The following is a 19,774-nucleotide window of genomic DNA, read 5'->3' as shown; positions in this document are numbered from 1 at the left end:
CGATTTCTCTCATGCGGGTGCGGCGGCACCTCGGCGTGCGGTGCGCGGCCGGTACTCCACCACGGTCAAAGCCAATGAGACGTACCGTTCGATGAGCATGTCCTCGGTCAGTTCACCACCGGGGCGATACCACTGGGCGACTGCGTTGCACATGGCGATGACGGCACGGCGGGCATCGTCGGGGTAAGGGGTCTGGAACAGACCGATCTTGACGCCGGCTTCGATGACGTCCTTGAACTGCTGGCTGCCGCGGGCTTCGCTGCGCTCGTAGGCGGCCAGATCTCCGGCTCCAGACTGCGAGCCTCGGTTGCCACGATGCTGCTCCTGGCCGGGTGGCGGACCCGGAACCGGATCGATGCGGAGACCAGCGCTACGAGATGCTCGGCCGGGTCGTCACCGGCGTTGGCGAGCGCCTCGTCGCGATACTCGATCGACACTCTCCGTTGCCGAGACCAGCGCTCCCGACGAGTTCCGCCGAATCAGTCAGGTCGCGATTTCTCTGCCGCCGGTTCAGGCGTGCCGCACCGACATTCCCGGCGTCATCGCCACGAGGAGCGCGAAACTCCCTGAACACGGTGCCACGTATTTGACCCCCGACGCCGTTGCCGCCCTGGCGGATCGGCGCTACTCCGGGAACTTCGTGGAACTGCGGACAACACTGGCCTGCGCGGGTACACGCCGCCCGCGAACTCGGCATCAGCCGCTCGACCCTGCAGCGCAGGCTGAAAGCGTACCGAATCCAACCCTGATTTGTGCCGCAGAGTGCGGTCAGCGCCCGCCGCGGCGCAGGGTGACGCGATAGGTGTAGTGCTCGGGCAGGAAGTAGCTGACCGCCAACTCGACGGTCCGCCCGTCCGAATCGGAGTAGAGGCGGTCCACCCGCAGCATCGAGTGGCCCTCGGAACAGCCGAGTTCGCGGGCCACGTCCGCCGGCGCCGGCGCGACGGTGATCGATTGCGCGGCCTCGGTGATGGGGCTCCGCAGGTGCGGTTCGAGCAGACCGATGATCGTCTGCGAGGTGACGGCGCCCTCGGACATCTCGGGTGCGTCGGCGACGAACCGGGCGATCTCGTCGGGCAGGTAGACGGTGGTCAGCACGAACGGGGTGTCGTCGTGGCGCCGCCGGAACACGACCGTGTTGACGAGGTCGGTGTCGAGGCGGAGCCTGCTTGCGGCCTCGATGTCGACCCGCCGTCGCAGGGGCGTGACCACCTCCATGGTGGTGTCCGTGGACAGGTTCATCAGATCCTCGATCGACCCCAGCTGCCGCAGGTATCGGCCGTCGGACTCGGCGGCGAACGTGCCCCGGCCCGGGACCCGGTAGACGATGCCCTCTGCCACCAGGTCCTGGAATGCGCGACGAACGGTCTGCCGGCTGACACCGTACTGGTCCGCGAGCTCGAATTCGGTGGGCAGCTTGATCCCGCCGCTGTACTTGCCCGCAGCAATGTGCTCGCGGAGCTGCCTCGACACCAGCTGGTACGCCGGCTCCGTGTCTCGTTCTCTACCGTTCATCGCGCACCGATCCTACGTGCAGGTTGCCGACTAGATGCCGCCTCGCGACACCAACTGCGAGACGATGACGTTGCGCTGGATCTCGTTGGTGCCTTCGCCGACGATCATCAGCGGGGCGTCGCGGAAGTAGCGCTCCACGTCGTACTCGGTGGAATAGCCGTAGCCGCCGTGGATACGGACGGCGTTGAGGGCGATGTCCATCGCCACCTCGGACGCGTACAGCTTCGCCATGCCCGCTTCCATGTCGCACCGGTCGCCGCTGTCGTACTGCTCAGCCGCGTGCCAGGTGAGCTGCCGGGCCGCGGTCAGCTTGGTCGCCATGTCGGCGAGGTAGTTGCCGATCGACTGGTGCTTCCAGATCGGCTTGCCGAAGCTCTCGCGCTGCTGCGCGTAGGCGAGGGAGTCCTCGAGCGCCGCCGTGGCCACGCCCAGCGCACGGCAGGCCACCTGGATGCGCCCGGTCTCCAGGCCCTTCATCATCTGGCCGAACCCCTTGCCGGGGGTGCCGCCGAGGATCGCGGAGGCGGGGACGCGGTACCCGTCGAACGACAGCTCACACGTCTCGACGCCCTTGTAGCCGAGCTTCGGCAGATCCCGCGACACCGTCAGGCCGGGGCCGTGCTCGACGAGGACGATGGAGATGCCCTTGTGCTTGGGGGTCGCCTGCGGATCGGTCTTGCACAGCAGCGCGATCAGCCCGGACCGGCGCGCGTTGGAGATCCACGTCTTGGAACCGGTGATCACCAGATCGTCACCGTCCGCCTTGGCGTTGGTGGACATGGCCTGCAGATCCGAGCCACCGCCGGGCTCGGTCAACGCCATCGTCGCACGGATCTCGCCGGTCGCCATCTTCGGCAGGTACTGCTGCTTCTGCTCTTCCGTGCCGTACAGCGACAGCAGTTTCGCGACGACGGTGTGCCCGCCCATCGCACCGGCGAGGCTCATCCAGCCGCGGGCCAGTTCCTGCGTCACCTGCGCGTAGCAGGGCATCGACACCGGTGATCCGCCGTACTCCTCCGGGACCGCCAGACCGTAGATCCCGATCTGCTTCATCTGCTCGATCCACTTCTCGGGGTACTCGTTGGCGTGTTCCACCGCCTGCACGGTCGGCTTCACGTCGCGATCGATGAACGCGCGCACCGTCTCGACCAGGTACGACTCTTCCTCGTTCAGCTTGGCCATGAATCCACCTCACACTTTCCGCAACATTTGTACGGCCATAATCCGACATTGTCTGCCTAAAGTCAACGATCGGTCTTGACATGACCGCTGCGTCGCTGCCAGCATCAGCAGCGCAGCCGCATCAGGCTGGCCGTACATATCCAGCCCGACCCGGGCTCCCGGACCCTAGGAATGAAGCATCGTGCAGACCCTCACCCGCAGGCGCGCCGTTCTGGTGGCCCCCGGATCCGACGAGCGCAAAGCCGTCAAGGCGCTCCGGTCGACTGCCGACGAGGTGGTCCTCGACCTCGAAGACGCCGTCGCCTCCGCCAGGAAGGCCGAGGCCCGCGACCTCGTGCGTCGCCTCGTGCTCGAATCGGACGGCTCCCGGGCCGTCGCGGTCCGCATCAACGCGCTGACCACGCCGTGGGCCGAGGACGACCTCGCCCTGTGCGCCTCCCTCGGCGCCGCGCTCACGAGCATCGTGGTTCCCAAGGTGGAGACGGCGCAGGATCTGGTCCGCGCCGATCAGGCGCTCGCCGGTACCGGCATCGGGTTGCAAGCTCTCGTCGAAACCCCGGTCGGCGTGCAGAACATCGCCGACATCACCCGCGCCGTCGACCGGCTCGAGTCCGTCATCATCGGCTACGCGGATCTCGGGGCTGCCCTGGGCCGGTCCCGCTCCGCCCTCCCCGAGCACTGGCTCGCGATCCAGGACGGCATCCTCGTCGCCGCCCGCGCCGCCGGAATCCAGGCGATCGACGGCCCGTTCCTCGGCATCGCCGACGACGACGCCTTCCGCCACTCGGCCGCATGGACCAGCGCGCTCGGCTTCGACGGAAAATGGGTCATCCATCCCGCCCAGGTCGAGTCGGCTGCCACGGCCTTCACCCCCACCGACACCGCGGTCGAGGACGCACGACGCGTCATCGACGCACTCGCCGCCGCCGAGGCCGCGGGCGCCGGGGCGGCGCAACTCGACGGGCAGATGCTCGACGAGGCCGTCGCAGTCGCGGCACGCCGCGTTCTCGCCCAGGTAGGTGCACAGTGACGATCACGCAGACTTATGTCGGTGGACCGTACTTCGACGAACTCGAGGTCGGGCAGGCATTCGACACCGCCCCCGCCGTCACCCTCACCAGCGGTCTCGCCGCCGCCCATCAGGCCATCCTCGGTGACCGCCTGCGGCTGCCCCTCGACGCGCACCTGTCCCGGGCCGTCACCGGGTCCGCGGAGGCAGTCGCGAACCCCGGCCTCGTCACCGACGTCGCCATCGGACAATCCACGCTGGCTACCCACCACGTGAAGGCCAACCTGTTCTACCGCGGCCTCCGTTTCCACCACTTCCCCCATCTCGGCGACACGCTCTACACGCGCACCGAAGTGGTGGGACTGCGGGAGAACTCGGCGAAACCGGGGCGCAAACCCACCGGGCTGGCGGCACTGCGGATGACGTCCACCGACCAGGACGGCCGCACCGTCCTCGATTTCTACCGCTGCGCGATGCTCCCGTTGAGCGAGAACCCCGACGAGGACCGCGTCCGTAAGTCCGACGACCTGTCCGCGATCGGGCCGCAGTCCGAGCAGTCGTTCGCCGCCCCCGAGGGCTGGGACCTCGCCCGCTACCGCGACAAGGTTCCCGGACAGCACTTCTCGGCCGACCTCGCCGGATCCGTGCTGCGGAGCAGCGGCGACGTGGTCTCGAGCGCCCCCGAACTGGCGCGCCTCACCCTCAACATCGCGGCCACCCACCACGACGAACGGGTCGGCGCCGACGGACGACTCGTCTACGGCGGGCACACCATCGGCATCGCGCTCGGGCAGGCCACGCGCGCCCTGCCGAATCTCGTCACCGTCCTGGGCTGGAAGTCCTGCGACCACACCGGTCCCGTCCACGAAGGCGACACCCTCACCAGCGAACTCGAAATCGAGAGCGCCGAGGAGTTGCCCGGCGGCGGCGGAGTACTGCATCTGCGTTCACTGGTGTTCGCGCACAACGCCACAGCGTCCGACGTCCCCGTCCTCGACTGGCGCTTTACCGCCCTCATGGCCTGACCTCCACCATCAAGGAGCATCTCTCGTGACCGCCCACACTCCCCTTGCCGGACTTCGGATCGTCGAGGTCTCCAGCTTCATCGCGTCCCCCCTGTGCGGACTGACCCTGTCCCAGCTGGGGGCCGAGGTCATCCGGATCGACCCCATCGGCGGCGCCGCCGACTACAACCGCTGGCCGATCACGGGCGACGGCGAGAGCATCTACTGGACCGGACTCAACCGCGGCAAGCGGTCCGTGGCCGTCGACATGCGCAACCCGGAGGGGCAGCGGCTCGTCCAGCAACTGGTCGCGGCCCCCGGAACGGGCGGCGGAATTCTCGTCACGAACGCGGGAGGTCGTGACTGGCTCTCCCACGAGACGCTGAGCGCGCTCCGCTCCGATGTCATCACCCTCGAAATCCTCGGTGGCCGTGACGGTTCCCCCGGCGTCGACTACACGGTCAACGCCGGGCTCGGATTCCCGTCCATCACCGGTCCCGCCGATCACGCCGGCGTCGTCAACCACGTCCTCCCTGCCTGGGACGTGGCGTGCGGGCTGTACGCCGCGCTGGCCGTCGCGTCCGCGGCCCGTCACCGCGACGCCACCGGCGAGGGCACCCGCATCTCCCTGCCGCTCGAGGACGTCGCGCTCGCCACTGCCGGCACCCTGGGATACCTCACCGAGGTGCAGATCAACGGCACCGGCAGGCAAGGCACCGGCAACTCCGTCTACGGCACGTACGGAACGGATTTCACCACGAGCGACGGCGCCCGTTTCATGATCGTGGCCCTCACCCCGCGGCACTTCCGCGACCTCGTTGCCGTCACCGGAACCACCGCCCCGGTGGAGGCACTCGCCACCGCACTCGACGCCGACTTCGCGCGCGAAGCCGACCGCTTCACCCACCGCGACGTCCTCACCGCACTGTTCACACGCTGGTTCCGCGAACACACCGCAACCGAAGTGGCCGAGGCACTCTCGAAGACGTCCGTCCTCGCCGAGCGCTACCGCACGTTCGAGGAACTCGTCAAATCCGGCGAACTCGAGAACAACCCGATGTTCACCCCCCTCGACCAGCCGCGGGTCGGCACCTACCTCGCCTCCGGCCACCCGGCATCATTCGACGGACACCACGCCACCGTCGCACCCGCCTCCGCCGTCGGCGACGACACCGGCAGCGTCCTCCGCGACCTCCTCGGCAGCTCCGACTCCGACGTCGCCAAACTCCTCGACAGCGGCATCGTCGGGGGGAAGTGACCGTCGGGGGACCTTTCAGTCGTCGCAGCAGTCGCAGGTACGACCGCAGCCGGCGCCGGGGGTGGTGACCGGCGCCGGGCAGCAGGTGTCGCCCTGCCAGGCGTTGATGCCCTCCTTGACCGCGATCGCGGCGATGACCAGGGCTGCGATCGGGTCGGCCCAGGACCACCCCAGCAGGGAGTTGAGCAGCAGCCCGACCAGCAGGACGGCGGACAGGTAGGTGCACAGCAGGGCCTGTTTGGAATCGGCGACCGCCGAGAGGGACCCGAGTTCGCGTCCCGCGCGCCGCTGCGCCCACGACAGTACCGGCATGATCGCGAGACTGACTGCCGCCAGGGCGATCCCGACGATCGAGTGCTCGGCTTCGCCGATGCCGAAGAGGGAGCGGATCGCGTCGACCGTGACGTACACGGCCAATGCGAAGAACGAGAACGCGATGATCCGCAGCGTCACCCGCTCCCGCGATTCCGGGTCCTTCCCGGCGAACTGCCAGGCCACGGCCGCCGCGGAGGACACCTCGATGACCGAGTCGAGACCGAACCCGATCAGCGCGGTCGACGACACCCGGGCGCCCTCGCTCAGCGCGATGACCGCCTCGAGCACGTTGTAGCTGATCGTCGCGGCCACGAACCACCGGATCCGCCGCGCCAGGACCTGCCGGCGCCCCGCGGTGAGAGCCGGACGCGCGGCGGGCATTCCGAGTTCCGACGCCATCAGCAGCAGCCGTCGGTCTCGGCGTCCGGGCAGCAGGACGGATCGACGGCCAGCACCAGACCGATCAGGTCGTCCAGCGCGCGCCCGATCCGCGGATCCGCCAGTTCGTACCGCGTCCGCCGCCCCTCCGGCGCCGCGACGACGAGTCCGCAACCACGCAGGCAAGCCAGGTGATTCGACAGGATCTGGCGCGACACCCCGATCTGTTCGGCCAGCTCGGACGGATACCCGGGACCCGACCGCAGGCTCAGCAGGATCTGCGTGCGCGTCGTGTCCGACAGCGCGTAGCCGAACCTGGCCAGCGCGTCGCGATGGATCAACATCTCCATGGCCCGACGATACAGCGATTCCTGTATTCAGGAAACCCTGAACTCTTGATCCTGTCGTTGCGGCGGCTGGGCGGGCCGGTGCCGGCGCCCCATCGTCATCCGGCCGAGAATCCGGTCACGCAGGACGAACGTGTGGAACAGGATCGCGCACAGGTGCGCGGTGAACGCTGCGAAAAGTAGGTACCCGAGCACCGTGTGGGACTGCCGCAACACCGAGTACAGATCAGGATCGCGGGGAGCGATCGCGGGCAGACTCAGCTGCGCGGTGAGGGCGATCGGGAACCCGCCCGCCGACAGCATCGCCCACCCGGTGACCGGTTGCAGCACCAGGAGTCCGTAGAGCAGGCATTCCGACCCGGTCGCGACCATCCGCTCGGCGGGCCGCATCCCGGCAGACGGCGGCGGACGGTGGAGGACCCGGTTGCCGATCCGCACGACCGCGAGGACGAGAATCGCGAACCCCAGCGGTTGATGCACCGTCCGCAACAAATGGTAGGCGTCCAACGACGCCACCATCGCGACGCCGAGGAAGAGTTGTGCGATCACCAGGATCGCCATCACCCAGTGCAGCACCCGCGACGTGAACGCATACCGTGTCGGGCTATCGCTCATCGGGCACCTCCGAAACGTTGACTCGACTCGGCGATTTCGGCTCACCGGACCGCCGGTTGAACGATTCCGCGTAGACCGCGGACCGTGCACTGAGCAGTGGATCATCCGACGGCGCAATGCCATTCGGCAGTACGAGCGGATCGAAGTTGACGTCCCGCGCATTGTCCGGCGCTTCGGTGTCGATCGCATCGACGGTCAGCGTGCCGACGTCGAGGGACTTCCTGTCGGCCGGCCACGGTCTGGTTGCATCGTCCGTCGGGTCCCCCGCCTCCCCGATCGTGAGGATCATCCGCCAGCGCAGGGGTCCTCGCGTGACGTCCCGGACGAGTGCGTCGAACAGGTAGTCGCGGCCGGACGCCTCCTCGGCGCCGGGATGCCGGACGGGTTGCTCCGGCACCAGCTTCCAGCGCACCGGAACCGTGGCCCCGGACCGGTCGGCGCACCGAAAGGCATTGAGTCCGTGAAATGTGCTGTCCCCGAACCCGGAAGTGCGAGGCTGTCGCCGGATGATGTCCATCGCCGCCGCCGTCTCGGGATGGCGTGCCAGGAACGAGGCCATCGCGGCCGGCTCGGGTTTGCCGGTGTCCGGGATCTTCTTCGAGGCGAGCAGCCGATCACGGAAGCCGTCCGGCGTGCGGTCGGGAAACACCGGACTGTCGATCATCGCGGTCCGCCATTGCTCTCCCTCGGGCAACCGGAAGACCAATCCCAGACCGCGCACGGTGTCGGCGGCGTCGACGGCGTCGGGCAGCCCGCCCGACAACGAGAACCGCCCGGTGACGGGGTGGCGGCCGCCGGCCCGGAAGACGCTCGCCGTGGACACCGCGGACCCGGCGCCGGTCGGCGTGAACCACCCCGTGGCACTCACGCCCTTCGCGTGGTTCCGCCGGAACCCCTCGTGCCGACCGAAGACCTGCTCGAACCGATCGACGAACCGCGACGGGGTGACGGTGTGCGGGGTCAGCCGGCCGCCGGCGAACAGGAACCCACCGACGTCCACCGCGGCGATCGCACCGACCGCCGCCAGGCCGATCAGGGCGCTACGCCGGGTGACGCTTGCCCCTGACCGACCACCGACGGAGGGTTCGTGACCGTCACCCCTGCGCGGCATCGACCGTCACCACGTGCCACGTCCCCTTGACCCCGTCTCCGCTCGTCACTCCGGGGGCCGTGTCCTTGGCGAACCGGTAGAGAGGATGACCGTCGTAGGTCGCCTGCTCGACGCCGTCGGGACGCGTCGTGGTGCCCACCGTGCCCGGCACGACGGCGTCCGGGTGGGGCAACGGTGTGCCTTGTGTCGGCGGCCAGATCTCGGCACACGGGCCCACGCACTTCACCAGGTCGGCGGTGTCCTCGTCGAAGCGGTAGAGCGTGAAGCCGTCGCCGTCGGTCAGCACGGTGCCCAGCGCGGTCTCCCGCGTGCCGAGCGTCGCCGCAGCATCCGCTGCGCCGGTCGTCGGCGCTGCGTCTTGCATGCTGGTCGTCTGCGCATCCGCCGGGGCCTCGGTCGCCTGGCTGCAGCCCGACATCAGGGCAACCGCAGCGCCGGCGCAGGCCACCGCAAGAATCGCTCGCTTCGCGATCATCAGATCTCCGTTCTCTCCTCTGAAGCCGCCCGCCGATCGCGGACGACGCCGGGGAGTACGGACCGCCGGCCGGCCGCGTTCACGGCGGCCGCGAATTTTCACGAAGACGCTGGTGGAGAATCGACGGTGAACGCCGCGGCACTCCCGTCCGTACACCCTGGCGGACGTCGGGCGGGCCGACGACATTTCCGGTGTTGCAGGAGGTGAGGTCGTGCGGCTACGCATGGCGCGCAAGCGGGCGGAGGAGTCGGTCGGGAATTTGGCCGACAACGCTGTGTTGCGGACCGTCTACGACGATCACGCCGGCGAACTGTTCGCCCTCGCCTACCGCTCGCTCGGAGACCGGGGACGCGCGGAGGAAGTGGTGCAGGAGACGTTCCTCCGCGCCTGGCGCGGCGCGGACCGGTACGACCCGCAGCGTTCCACCGTCCGGACCTGGCTGTATGCCATCTGCCGCAACGTGGTGATCGACGCGAGCCGGGCGCGGGCCTCCCGGCCCCAGCTCGCCGACACCGAGCCGCCCGACGTTCCGGTGCCCGAGCGCCCGCTGGAACAGTTGCTGGTGGGACTGCAGGTCGAGGAGGCCTTGCGGCGACTGTCCGAACAGCATCGCGTCGTACTCGTCGAGATCCACTTGCGCGACCGGTCCACCAGCGAGGTCGCGGCGGAACTCGGCATCCCCGTGGGCACCGTGCGCAGTCGGGTGTACTACGGGCTGAAGGCGCTCAAACTCGTACTGGAAGAAATGGGGTGGCACGGTGACCAGTGATCGCTGCCGACAGATGCACACCTTGCTGGGCATGTATGCGCTCGGGCGCCTCGACGACCACGAAGCGGTGGCGGTACGCGCCCACCTGGACGGATGCGCGGACTGCCGGGCCGAGTTGAACCAGCTGACCCCGGTGGCCTCGGTCCTGGGGCAGGCGGACCCGGACCGGCTCCTCGAGCCACCGCCGGCGCCGTCCCCCGCGCTGCCCGGCACGATCCTCGCGACGCTCGACCGCGAACGCAGCCGGCAACGGCACCGCCGGGTCGCGGTCGTCGCCGCGGCCGCCGTCACCGCTCTCGGACTGCTCACCGGCGGATTCTTCCTCCGCACCCTCGTCCCGAGCACCCCGCCCGGACAGCCGGTGGCCTTCACCGCGCCCGCCGCGGGCGTGGAAGCGTCCGCTCGGGTGGAGAACCGCGCCTGGGGAACCGGAATCAGCCTCGACGTCACCGGACTCCCCGAGGGCAGCACCTACAACGTCTGGCTGCAACGACCCGACGGAAGTCGCATGAACGCGGGAAGTTTCATCGCCGGCGGCGACCGGAAGATGTCGATGAACCTCGCCGTGGCGCTACCGATGTCCGACGCCACCATGCTCGGCGTCAGCGCACCCGGGGACGACACCGCCATACTCCAGGCGCCGCTGCACTCGTGACGGTGCCGCGGCCGTGTGTCAGAAACTGGTGAGAGCAGCGATCTTCTGCTTCGCGGACCGTTCGACGAGCAGTGGAACGAAATCGCGCACCGCTCCCACGTCGAACGTCGCATGCACGTCGTGCACGATCTGCTCGACAGTGTGGCGTGGTACGCCGACGTGCTCCACGGCAAGCCGGTCGACGACCAACTCGACCTGGCGTCGTTCTTCGTCTACGGACATGATCGCCCTCCCCTGGGAATTCCGGGGCCACTCCATCTCGCGACCTCCGTGTCACTCGATCTTCACACGACTAAAGTTGAAAATTAAACTTAGGCGACTGTGAGATAGGCGACCCTCACCGGCGCGAGGCGCGCTTCGCGCCTCAGCTCGCCGCGTTCCAGGCGGCCGCCGCGGCGAGCAGTGCCCGGACCCCGGTCTCGAGGGTCGGGTCGATGACCGGGGCGAACTGCGGCGAGTGGTTGGTCGGCACTCCCTCGGGCAGTGCCAGGGCCGCCGTGGCGGTGAGGTCCAGGTGGGCGAACGCCGCGGGGTCGGCGCCGCCGAAATGCCAGAAGACGGAGGGACATCCGGCGGCGGTGGCGAAGACACCGAAGTCTTCGCTGCCGGCGAGTGGACGTGGCATCGGCAGTATCCGGTCCGAACCGAAGGTGTCGGCAAGTGCCGCGACGACCCGCTCGGTGGCGGCCTCGTCGTTGACCGTCAACGGGAAGTCGTTGAGCGGGTTGAACTCCGGCTCCTTCGGCGCCCCGGATGCGGCGGCTTCGGCGTTGACGACGCGGCGGATCGCGGGCAGCACCCGGTCCCGCACCTGCGGATCGAACGTGCGGACGTTGACCTTCAGTTCCGCCTCGTCGGGGATGATGTTCTCCTTGTGGCCGCTGTGGAACGAACCCACGGTGACCACCGCCGAATCACCCGCGGCCACCTCACGCGACACGACCGCCTGGAGTCGCCCCACCACGGCCGAGCCCATGACGATGGGATCGACGGTGTGCTCGGGCGCCGATCCGTGTCCGCCGCGCCCGAAGAGCCGGATCCGGAAACTGTCGGCGGCAGCCATCAATGTTCCGGGGCGGGTGACGATCACCCCGGCGGGGAACGGTCCGACGTGCTGGCCCAGGCACACGTCCGGTCGGGGGAAGCGCTCGATGAAGCCGTCGTCGACCATCGCCCGGGCGCCCTGCGCGGTCTCCTCGCCCGGCTGGAAGACCACCACGAGGGTGCCGCGCCACAGGGAGCGATCCGCGGCGTACAGCGCGGCGGCGCCGAGCAGGCAGGTGACGTGCACGTCGTGACCGCACGCGTGCATGACCGGCACCGTCACCCCGTCGGGATCGATCCCGGTGTCGGTGGAGGCGTAGTCGAGTCCGGTGTCCTCGCGGACCGGCAGTCCGTCCATGTCGGCGCGCAGCAGCACCACGGGGCCGTCGCCGTTGTGGAGCACCCCCACGACGCCGGTCCGGCCGACGCCCTCGGTGACGTCCCAGCCCTGTGCACGCAACACCGCCGCGACGATGTCCGCGGTCCTGTTCTCCTGCATGGACAATTCGGGGTGTGCGTGCAGATCGCGGTAGAGGTCGGTGAGCGCGGGCAGCAATACCTCCAGCCCGGCCTGGGCGGGAGTACCGGTCGGCAGAACGACGGTCTGGGAGAACTCGGTCATCGTGGGGTCCTTACATTGTCGTGGCTGGGTGAGTTCGGGCGTTGTGGCTCGCGGGACGCAAGGGCTGCACTGAAAGTCTTGGGACGCTGCGGTGTTCCCAGCGCGAACGCGCCGGCGAGGACGGCGCCGACGACGAGGAAGCCGAACGCGGCGGTGTAGGAATAGCGATCGACCAACGCGCCCATCACCATCGGGGTGATGAACCCGGCGGCCTGACCGCCGAAGTTGATCATCCCCGACCCGGTGCCGACCAGCCCGGCAGGCAGGGTGCGCAGGGGTATCGCGAAGATCGGCATATAGCACAGCGTGGCGGACGCGGTGGCCAGCGACAGGAGCGCGACGAATTCGGTCAGCGACGTCACCCGGTTCAGGAAGAGGATGCATACCGCGCAGACCGTCATCGCGGGAAAGACGATCACCCGGTGCCGGCCGCCGAGACGGTCGATGAGCTTGCCGCCGACGATGATCGCGACGCCACCGACCAGGGCGGGTATCGCGGACAGCAACCCGGACCCCGTGAGCGAAATGCCGCGCTCGGTCTGAAGATAGGACGGGATCCAGGAATTCAGGCCCCACACGATGATGCCGTAGCCGAAGAACATCAGCGTGAACCGCCACATGACGCCCGAGGCCAGAACGGTGCGCAATCCGCCCTGCGCGTCCGGGCGGGGTGAAGCGTCATCGGACTGCGGCAACGTGGCGGGCAGCCACAGTTGGATCGCCGCCCAGACCAGGACCCCGAGACCGGCGATCGCGAAGAACGACATCCGCCAGCCCCACACGGCAATGATCGGCGCGGCGATGAGCGGGGCGAGTACCGCGCCGAAGGCGTTCGAACTCTGCGCCCACCCGGTCGCCGTCATGCGCTGGCCCGGCGCGGTGCGCTCGGCGACCGCCTTCATGGCCGCCGCGGGATACACCCCCTGTCCCACCCCGAACACGAACCGAATCGCCAGCAGCACGGCGAACGCCCAGGCAGTCCCGGTCAAGGCAGTGAACAGGGACCAGATCAGCAGTGACCAGCAGACCACCCGTCGCGAACCGAACCGGTCGGCGAGCAGTCCGCCGGGGATCTGGCACAGCGCGTAGGAGAGGAAGAACGCGGAGATGACCATGCCCTGTTGAGCGTGGCCGAGACCGAACTCCGCACCGATCGAGGGCAGCGCGAGATTGATGGCGAGGCGATCGATGTAGTCGACGACCCACGCGGCGAACAGAAGAATCACCGTGATCCGCGCGGCCCGGTCCAGCGGGGTCCGATCGGCGGCGGTGCGGTGCGCTTCTGGTGGATGTTTCACAGTTTCTCCCGGATGACAGGGTCGGCGAGTCACCGACACACCAAGTCGACGCCTCGGCACAGGCCTCGCCGTGCCGGTTCTGACGATGCTGCGGACACCGCCTCCGACAACGGCCGCCGCGCACTGGGTGAAGACTAGGAACCATGAGGGTCACGAGAACGAATACGCAGGATTCCGTCACCACACCGTCCGACACGCAGGAATCCGACAGCCGCGGCGGCGACGAGGAATTGTCGACGGGTGGGCGTCCACCGTTCGACGAGCTGGACCTGGCCCTGATCGATGCCCTGCAGACCAGTCCACGCGCCCCCTGGTCGCAGGTCGGCACCGCGCTCGGCATCGGGGCGACCACCGCGGCCCGCCGCTGGCACCGCCTGACGGAACACGGGCTGTCCTGGGTCACCGCGTACCCGGCGCCGTCGGACGATCATTGCGTCGCGTACGTGGAAGTCCGCTGCAGCCCCGGCGCGATCGAGCCACTGATCGACCAGCTCGTCGCCGATCCACGGGTGTTCAGCCTCGAGCAGGTAGCGGGAGACTTCGATCTGTTCCTCAGCGTCGTGACGCGCGGACCTGCCGCGCTCGCACGCTTCCTCAGTCACGACCTCGGCGCGCACGACGGGGCGCTGTCGGTGAACACCCGGGTGTCTCTGCGCGGGTACCGGGAGGGCAGCAGTTGGCGCGTGCGCGCATTGGACAGGGACCAGCGCGCCCAACTCGGCACGCGTCCGGCGTGGACGCACCCGGATACGTCGTCGAGCCCGGACCTCGTCCTGCTCCGGGAACTCGGCGGTGACGGCCGCCGCAGTTACGCCGAACTCGCCGCCGTCACCGGCATCGCCGAGCCGACCGCGCGGCGCCGGCTACAGCGGATGATCCGCCAGGGCGAAATCCTCTTCCGTTGCGACTTCACCCAGCAACTCGCGGGCTGGCGGCTGCTCGCCACCTACCGGCTGAATGTGCCTGCCGAACGTCTCGACGACGCCGCCCGCGAGCTCTCCGCCCTCCCCGACGTGCGCCTGTGCGCCGCGGTGACCGGGAACTGCAACCTTCTCGTGTCCGTGTGGTCCCGCTCGGCGGAGGAGATCGCCCGGCTCGAGGGTCACTTCGGTGAGCGGATCCCGGGCCTGACCATCACCGCACGCACCGTGACCCTGCGCACCGTCAAACGCATGGGGCAGCTGCTCCACCCGGACGGCACCGCAGCCGAGCACATCCCGCTGGAGATGTAGACGCCGGGCTCACGACCGGACACCGGGAACCCCGCATAACCAATGCCAACGTTGCTAACCGGTCAACACATCGCAGTTCGCCCGAGCTTGTGAAAGTGCAATAATGGATATGACATCAATATCGGAGGATTTCGGGAAGGGACCGATTGTGGCTACTCGTCGGCCTCGCGACCGCAAGCAGCAAATCCTCGCTGCCGCGAGTGAACTGTTCCGCGAGCAGGGCTACCACAATGTATCGGTCGCCGACGTCACCACCAAGGTCGACATCGCGGCGTCCGCCCTGTACCGCCATTACCGGAACAAGCACGACCTGCTGTATTACGCCGTTCTCGCCGGCCTGGATTCCCTCCAGGAATCGGTGGACGGTGCGACGGACCTGGACTCGCTGTTGTCGACGCTGTCGGTGACGTCGACAGGACGCCGGGGTCTTCCCGTGCTGTGGCAGCGCGAGGCGCGCTACCTGGGGGACGAACCGCGGGCGGAGTTGCGTACCCGGCTGCGAGAGGTGACCTCCCGGGTGTCCCGGTTGGTTGCCGGCGACCGGGCGGACCTGTCCGCCGCCGACTGCGAGTTGCTCGGGGTGTCGGTCCTGGCCGTGTTCGGCAGTGTCTCGGGCCACCGCTTCACGTTGCCGCGCCGCCGCATGGAAGCGCTCCTGCTCGGACTGTCCGAACGCGTCGCACGGTGTCCCCTGGGCACCGGCGCACCGGATGCGGTCCGACCGGACGCGGGAATGGCGATTCCCTTGTCGCGGCGAGAACAACTGGTGACCGAAGCGACCCGGCTCTTCGACGAACGCGGCTATCACACCGTGAACAACGAGGACATCGGTGAGGCGTGCGGGATGAGCGGTCCCAACGTGTACAACCACTTCGACGCGAAGATCGATCTCCTCGTCACGGCGATCACCCGCGGTTTCGATCGCCGGGCCCTGGCCGCCCGCCAAGCCTTGACGCGTGCCGGCGACCCGCGGCAGGCGCTCACGTACCTATTGGGCGCACATATCGCCTTCGTGCTCGAGGACGATCATCTGATCGGCGTGATGGCCACCGAACTCAGCCACCTCCCGGACAACGTCCGCAGGGCCTGCGTGCAGGAGCAGCGTGACTACCTCGATCTGTGGGCGCGGGTCCTCGACGCGGTCCGCCCCGGACTGGACGAGGCGCAGGCGCTGATCACGATCAGCGCGGTGATGACCGTCGTCGCCAACGCCGCCCGAACCGGCCGTTTCCGCAGTCGCGCCGATCTGGCGGATCGGCTCGCCGAGATCGGCACGGCCATGTTGCTCGACACCTCGGCACCGGACGACTTTGCCGCCGTTACGGGACCAGCACAGGTGCCGGCGACGTAGTCGGTCGACGCGAACGGAGAAGCACCTCCTGGTTGACGGTGGCGACCAGGGCGCCGTCGCGGGTCCACACCTGAGCGGTGGTCAGTCCTCGGCCGTCACCGGAGGTCGGGCTGTGGTGGACGAACAGGAGCCAGTCGTCGGCGCGGCAGGGCCGGTGAAACCAGATCGCGTGATCGAGTGAGGCGAGGTACAGGGTCTGTGCCGGGGTGCCTGCCGTCCCGGTGGCGCGGAGGTGTCCGAGCGCGGCCGTGCGGGCCACCGTCAGATCGGAGCAGTACGTCAACGCCGCGGCATGCAGGGCGGGATCGTCCGGCAGGTCCGGGCGGATCCGGAACCACATGCGCCGGCGTTGCCCGCCGTGGTCGACGGTACCGATGTCGTCGTCGGTGTCTCCCTGGACGGGACGTACGTCCACCACTCGCCGGATCGGTGAGGAGGGGTCGATGCCGGACCACAACCGGTCCGCAGCCGCGCTGCGCGGGGGCAGCGTCGCCGGGTCGGGCGCCGGTGGCATTTGCACGTGCCGGTCCGTGTCTGTCTCCGGCGTCTTGAAGGATGCTGTGAGCGTGAATATTTCGTTTCCGTGCTGGCGTGCGCTCACCTGCCGCAACGCGTAGGTGCCGCCTTCGCGCACGGGGTGCACGTCGTACTGCACCGGTTCGCCGGGGCGCCCCATGCTGAGGAAGTAGCCGTGCAGTGAGTGCACGGCCCGGTCGGGTGCCACGGTGCGGTGCGCGGCGAGCAACGCCTGCGCCGCGATGTGCCCGCCGTAGGCCCGGCCGCGGCCGCCGGCGGAACAGATGCCGAGAAACGTGTTCGGGTGTGGATTGTCGAGGTGCAGGACGTCGTGCATGACGTGTCGTCTCCTACAGTCCGAGAGACTTGGCGATGATCGTTTTCATCACTTCGCTTGTGCCGCCGTAGATCCGCGATACCCGGGTGTCGGCATACAGGCGGGCGATCGGGTATTCGAGGATGTATCCGTAGCCGCCGTGCAGTTGCAGGCATTTGTCGATGACGCGGCCGGCCATCTCGGTGCTGAACAGTTTGCAGTGGGCGGCGTCGACGGCGGACAGTTGGTGCGCGTCGTCGAGTTCGATCGCCTGGTCGACCATGGACTGGGCTGCCTCGAGTTCGGCCGCGCATTCGGCGAGCACGAACTTGGTGTTCTGAAACGCGGCGACGGGTTTGCCGAACACCTGCCGGTCACGGGTGTACGCGAGGGTGTGCTCGATCGCAGCGCGGGCGGTGGCACACCCGCCCGCCGCGATGGCGAGGCGCTCGCGGGGCAGGTTGTTACCGAGGTAGGAGAACGCGGCGCCTTCCTCGCCGAGCAGATCGGACGCGGGAACCCGGACGTCGCTGAACGACACCTCACAGGTGTCGCTGAATTTCAGGCCGATCTTGTCGAGTCGGCGGCCGACCTCGAAACCGTCCGAAGTGGTGTCGACGACGAACAGGGACAGACCACCCCGCCGATCGTCGGCGTCCACGGGAGCGGTGCGCGCCACCACGACCATGAGGTCGGACTGGGATCCGTTGGTGATGAACGTTTTTGCACCGTTGAGGATGTAGTGGTCGCCGTCGCGCCGCGCGGTGGTGCGGATGGCGGCGAGGTCGGATCCGGTGCCGGGCTCGGTCATCGCCACCGCCAGCACCGTCTCGCCGGCGGCGCAGCCGGTCAGCCAGCGCCGCTTCTGCTCGTCGTCGGCCAACTTCAGCAGGTACGGCAGGACGATTCCGGTTGTGACGCCGTAGTTTCCGAGGGAGACACCGGCGAGGGCGGCTTCTTCGGTCATGATGGTGATGAATTTATAGCTGGTGGGCCCGGCTCCGCCGTACTCGACCGGGATGTCGAAACCCATCACGCCCAATGCCCCGAGCTTGCGGTAGAACTCGTGCGGTGCGAAACCCTGTTGCTCCCACTTGGGGAACTCGGGCACCACCTCCCGGTCCAGAAAATTCCGGAACATTCTTCGGAAGTCGTGATGCTCGTCGTTGAAAATTGTGCGCTTCATGGGAAAGCTCCTCGGCCGACGACGTCGGCTCCTCAGGTGTGGTGGTGGCGGAGTGCGCGCTTGTCGACCTTGCCGGTGGCGGTGGTGGCCAGTGCCTCGACGAGTTCGATGGTGCGCGGCGCTTTGAAGCCGGAGAGGCTGGTCTTGACGTGTGCACGGATGGCCTCGATCGTGACGCTCCGCCCGGGCGCCGGGACGATGATCGCGTGGACGCGCTCCCCCCATTGCTCGTCCGGAACGCCGATCACGGCGCAGCGCAGGACCGCAGGGTGGTGACAGATCGCGTTCTCGACCTCCGTCGAATAGACGTTCTCGCCACCGGTGATGATCATGTCCTTCGCCCGGTCGACGATGAAGAGGTAACCCTCGTCGTCCATGTAGGCGAGGTCGCCGGTGTGCAGCCATCCACCGCGCAACGCCGCCGCGGTTTCCCCGGGCCGGTTCCAATACCCGAGCATGATGTTGTCGCCGCGGGTGAGGATCTCCCCGACGGTCCCGCGGGGAACCTCGTGTCCCGCTTCGTCGCCGATGATGATCTGTGCGTGCAGCGTGGCGCGGCCGGCCGACTTCAGGCGGGGTCCCCCGACTCGGTGGTCGATACCGAGCAGTGAGGCGATGACGGCGGTTTCCGTCATCCCGTAGCCCTGCACGAACTGGGCGTTCGGGAAGGCCGCCATCGCCCGGGTGAGGACGGCTTCGGGCATCGGAGCCGCCCCGTAGACGATCGTGGAGATCGAAGTCGTGTCGGCGGTGGGGAAATCGGGGTGGGTGTGCAGCAGTTGCAGCATGCCCGGGGTCGAGGTCATGGTCGTGACACGGTGCCTACCGAGCAGTCGCAGCACTTCGCCCGGTTCGAACCGATTCGCGAACACCAGGGTGCCGCCGACGAGGGCCTGCGCCATCATGCCGAGCAGCGCCGCGATGTGGAACAGCGGGGCCATCACGAGTGTGGAGCCGTCCGGTTCGCTGGATCGGGCGTACCCCATGCTGCCGAGGATGGAGGTGGACAGTGAGCGGTGGGAATGCATGGCGGCTTTCGCTGTGCCGGTGGTGCCGCCGGTGTAGATGAGGGCGGCGAGGGTGTCGCCGTCGGCCCGCACGTCGTCCACCGCCGGGCCGGCCGCGATGAGATCCTCGTAGCCGACCGTGCCGGCGGGTGCCGGGCCGTCACCGACGTGGACGATCACGGGGCCTGTTTCCAGGCCGGCGATCAGCGGCATGCAGTCGTCGTCGACGAGGATGCAACGACTGCCCACATCGGCGACGGCATCGGCGACCTCTCGCGGGGACCAGCGGCAGTTGAGGAGGGTGACCACCCCACCGAGCCACCAGGTGGCCATCAGTGCCTCGAAGTAGCGGTCCGAGTTGAATGCGAGAATGCACACCCGGTCTCCCGGTTGCACCCCCTGCTCCCGCAACGCACCGGCCAGGTGCGCCACGCGCTCGGCGACCTGACCGGCGGTGCGTTCGCGTGCACCGTACACGGTCAGCGGTCGCCGGGGTTGTTGCTGAACCGCCTTGTGCAACAGGTGTGTCAGGTGCATGGATCACGTACTCCTCGGCAGTTGTGTCGGTG

At 68.4% G+C, this 19,774-nt stretch carries 22 protein-coding genes; 8 read left to right on the top strand and 14 right to left on the bottom strand.

What is annotated here, in order from left to right; all coding sequences use genetic code 11:
• Positions 1-9 precede the first annotated feature (9 nt).
• Entirely contained in the window at positions 10-279 is a 270-nt protein-coding gene (locus JWS13_RS45640; RefSeq protein ID WP_259375296.1) for a TetR-type transcription factor C-terminal domain-containing protein, read from the bottom strand.
• Positions 280-602: 323 nt separating this feature from the next.
• On the opposite strand from JWS13_RS45640, the gene JWS13_RS46525 reads away from it, so the two are divergent.
• Positions 603-749, top strand: coding sequence for a helix-turn-helix domain-containing protein (locus JWS13_RS46525; protein WP_206008970.1), 147 nt, complete (start codon positions 603-605; stop codon positions 747-749).
• Positions 750-768: 19 nt separating this feature from the next.
• On the opposite strand, the gene JWS13_RS29715 is transcribed toward JWS13_RS46525, so the two are convergent.
• Together JWS13_RS29715 and JWS13_RS29710 are read right to left on the bottom strand one after the other, a co-directional pair.
• The gene (locus JWS13_RS29715; RefSeq protein WP_206008969.1) at positions 769-1,515 is read right to left on the bottom strand and encodes a GntR family transcriptional regulator; all 747 of its coding nucleotides are present in this window, start codon (positions 1,513-1,515) and stop codon (positions 769-771) included.
• A 30-nt stretch (positions 1,516-1,545) separates the two neighbouring features.
• A complete protein-coding gene (locus JWS13_RS29710; protein ID WP_160094691.1) occupies positions 1,546-2,697 on the bottom strand; it encodes an acyl-CoA dehydrogenase family protein in 1,152 nt (383 codons plus the stop codon).
• Positions 2,698-2,878: 181 nt separating this feature from the next.
• Here JWS13_RS29710 and JWS13_RS29705 point away from each other — a divergent pair, with 181 nt between their 5' ends.
• Genes JWS13_RS29705 through JWS13_RS29695 form a run of 3 tightly spaced genes read left to right on the top strand, consistent with a single transcriptional unit; the run spans position 2,879 to position 5,968 of the window.
• Positions 2,879-3,727 (top strand): HpcH/HpaI aldolase/citrate lyase family protein, encoded by an 849-nt coding sequence (locus JWS13_RS29705; protein WP_087559867.1) that lies wholly within the window; start codon positions 2,879-2,881, stop codon positions 3,725-3,727.
• A complete protein-coding gene (locus JWS13_RS29700; protein ID WP_206008968.1) occupies positions 3,724-4,731 on the top strand; it encodes a MaoC family dehydratase in 1,008 nt (335 codons plus the stop codon). The genes JWS13_RS29705 and JWS13_RS29700 overlap by 4 nt, the downstream gene beginning before the upstream one ends.
• A gap of 25 nt (positions 4,732-4,756) precedes the next feature.
• A complete protein-coding gene (locus JWS13_RS29695) occupies positions 4,757-5,968 on the top strand; it encodes a CoA transferase (RefSeq protein WP_206008967.1) in 1,212 nt (403 codons plus the stop codon).
• 15 nt (positions 5,969-5,983) lie between these two features.
• Here JWS13_RS29695 and JWS13_RS29690 read toward each other — a convergent pair whose 3' ends face one another.
• Genes JWS13_RS29690 through JWS13_RS29670 form a run of 5 tightly spaced genes read right to left on the bottom strand, consistent with a single transcriptional unit; the run spans position 5,984 to position 9,209 of the window.
• Positions 5,984-6,682: a cation efflux transmembrane domain-containing protein gene (locus tag JWS13_RS29690; RefSeq protein ID WP_206008966.1), complete on the bottom strand. Its 699-nt coding sequence runs from the start codon at positions 6,680-6,682 to the stop codon at positions 5,984-5,986.
• Positions 6,682-7,011: an ArsR/SmtB family transcription factor gene (locus tag JWS13_RS29685; RefSeq protein ID WP_160094696.1), complete on the bottom strand. Its 330-nt coding sequence runs from the start codon at positions 7,009-7,011 to the stop codon at positions 6,682-6,684. The genes JWS13_RS29690 and JWS13_RS29685 overlap by 1 nt, the downstream gene beginning before the upstream one ends.
• 27 nt (positions 7,012-7,038) lie before the next feature.
• The gene (locus tag JWS13_RS29680; protein ID WP_206008965.1) at positions 7,039-7,623 is read right to left on the bottom strand and encodes a cytochrome b; all 585 of its coding nucleotides are present in this window, start codon (positions 7,621-7,623) and stop codon (positions 7,039-7,041) included.
• Entirely contained in the window at positions 7,613-8,734 is a 1,122-nt protein-coding gene (locus tag JWS13_RS29675) for a catalase family peroxidase (protein ID WP_206008964.1), read from the bottom strand. The genes JWS13_RS29680 and JWS13_RS29675 overlap by 11 nt, the downstream gene beginning before the upstream one ends.
• Positions 8,718-9,209: a COG4315 family predicted lipoprotein gene (locus JWS13_RS29670; RefSeq protein WP_241032390.1), complete on the bottom strand. Its 492-nt coding sequence runs from the start codon at positions 9,207-9,209 to the stop codon at positions 8,718-8,720. Before JWS13_RS29670 ends, JWS13_RS29675 begins: the two co-directional genes overlap by 17 nt.
• Positions 9,210-9,420: 211 nt before the next feature.
• Between JWS13_RS29670 and JWS13_RS29665 the strand changes: the two genes are divergently transcribed.
• Both JWS13_RS29665 and JWS13_RS29660 read left to right on the top strand, forming a co-directional pair.
• Positions 9,421-9,978, top strand: a complete 558-nt coding sequence (locus tag JWS13_RS29665; protein WP_241032389.1) for a sigma-70 family RNA polymerase sigma factor — start codon at positions 9,421-9,423, stop codon at positions 9,976-9,978.
• Positions 9,968-10,633: a zf-HC2 domain-containing protein gene (locus JWS13_RS29660; RefSeq protein WP_241032388.1), complete on the top strand. Its 666-nt coding sequence runs from the start codon at positions 9,968-9,970 to the stop codon at positions 10,631-10,633. Before JWS13_RS29665 ends, JWS13_RS29660 begins: the two co-directional genes overlap by 11 nt.
• 18 nt (positions 10,634-10,651) lie before the next feature.
• On the opposite strand, the gene JWS13_RS29655 is transcribed toward JWS13_RS29660, so the two are convergent.
• The 3 genes from JWS13_RS29655 to JWS13_RS29645 form a co-directional block, all read right to left on the bottom strand.
• Positions 10,652-10,855: a three-helix bundle dimerization domain-containing protein gene (locus JWS13_RS29655; RefSeq protein WP_206008963.1), complete on the bottom strand. Its 204-nt coding sequence runs from the start codon at positions 10,853-10,855 to the stop codon at positions 10,652-10,654.
• Positions 10,856-10,997: 142 nt separating this feature from the next.
• Complete coding sequence (locus JWS13_RS29650) at positions 10,998-12,299, bottom strand: amidohydrolase (RefSeq protein WP_241032387.1); 1,302 nt, start codon at positions 12,297-12,299, stop codon at positions 10,998-11,000.
• A complete protein-coding gene (locus tag JWS13_RS29645; protein ID WP_206008962.1) occupies positions 12,296-13,597 on the bottom strand; it encodes an MFS transporter in 1,302 nt (433 codons plus the stop codon). The genes JWS13_RS29650 and JWS13_RS29645 overlap by 4 nt, the downstream gene beginning before the upstream one ends.
• Positions 13,598-13,740: 143 nt before the next feature.
• On the opposite strand from JWS13_RS29645, the gene JWS13_RS29640 reads away from it, so the two are divergent.
• Positions 13,741-14,829 (top strand): Lrp/AsnC family transcriptional regulator, encoded by a 1,089-nt coding sequence (locus JWS13_RS29640; RefSeq protein WP_206008961.1) that lies wholly within the window; start codon positions 13,741-13,743, stop codon positions 14,827-14,829.
• Positions 14,830-14,977: 148 nt separating this feature from the next.
• Positions 14,978-16,180, top strand: coding sequence for a TetR/AcrR family transcriptional regulator (locus tag JWS13_RS29635; protein ID WP_241032386.1), 1,203 nt, complete (start codon positions 14,978-14,980; stop codon positions 16,178-16,180).
• Here JWS13_RS29635 and JWS13_RS29630 read toward each other — a convergent pair.
• From JWS13_RS29630 to JWS13_RS29620, 3 genes are read right to left on the bottom strand one after another with little or no spacing between them, the layout of a single operon-like run.
• Entirely contained in the window at positions 16,149-17,033 is an 885-nt protein-coding gene (locus JWS13_RS29630) for an acyl-CoA thioesterase (RefSeq protein ID WP_206008960.1), read from the bottom strand. The genes JWS13_RS29635 and JWS13_RS29630 overlap by 32 nt on opposite strands.
• 13 nt (positions 17,034-17,046) lie before the next feature.
• Positions 17,047-18,198 carry an acyl-CoA dehydrogenase family protein gene (locus tag JWS13_RS29625; protein ID WP_206008959.1) on the bottom strand — a complete coding sequence of 384 codons (1,152 nt, stop codon included), beginning with the start codon at positions 18,196-18,198 and terminating at the stop codon, positions 17,047-17,049.
• Positions 18,199-18,230: 32 nt separating this feature from the next.
• A complete protein-coding gene (locus JWS13_RS29620) occupies positions 18,231-19,742 on the bottom strand; it encodes an AMP-binding protein (RefSeq protein ID WP_206008958.1) in 1,512 nt (503 codons plus the stop codon).
• Positions 19,743-19,774 lie beyond the last annotated feature (32 nt).

It is taken from the genome of Rhodococcus pseudokoreensis (assembly GCF_017068395.1).
Lineage (GTDB): Bacteria > Actinomycetota > Actinomycetes > Mycobacteriales > Mycobacteriaceae > Rhodococcus_F > Rhodococcus_F pseudokoreensis.
The sequence above is the reverse complement of the archived record's forward strand: the minus strand, read 5'-3'. Positions and strand labels throughout refer to the sequence as shown.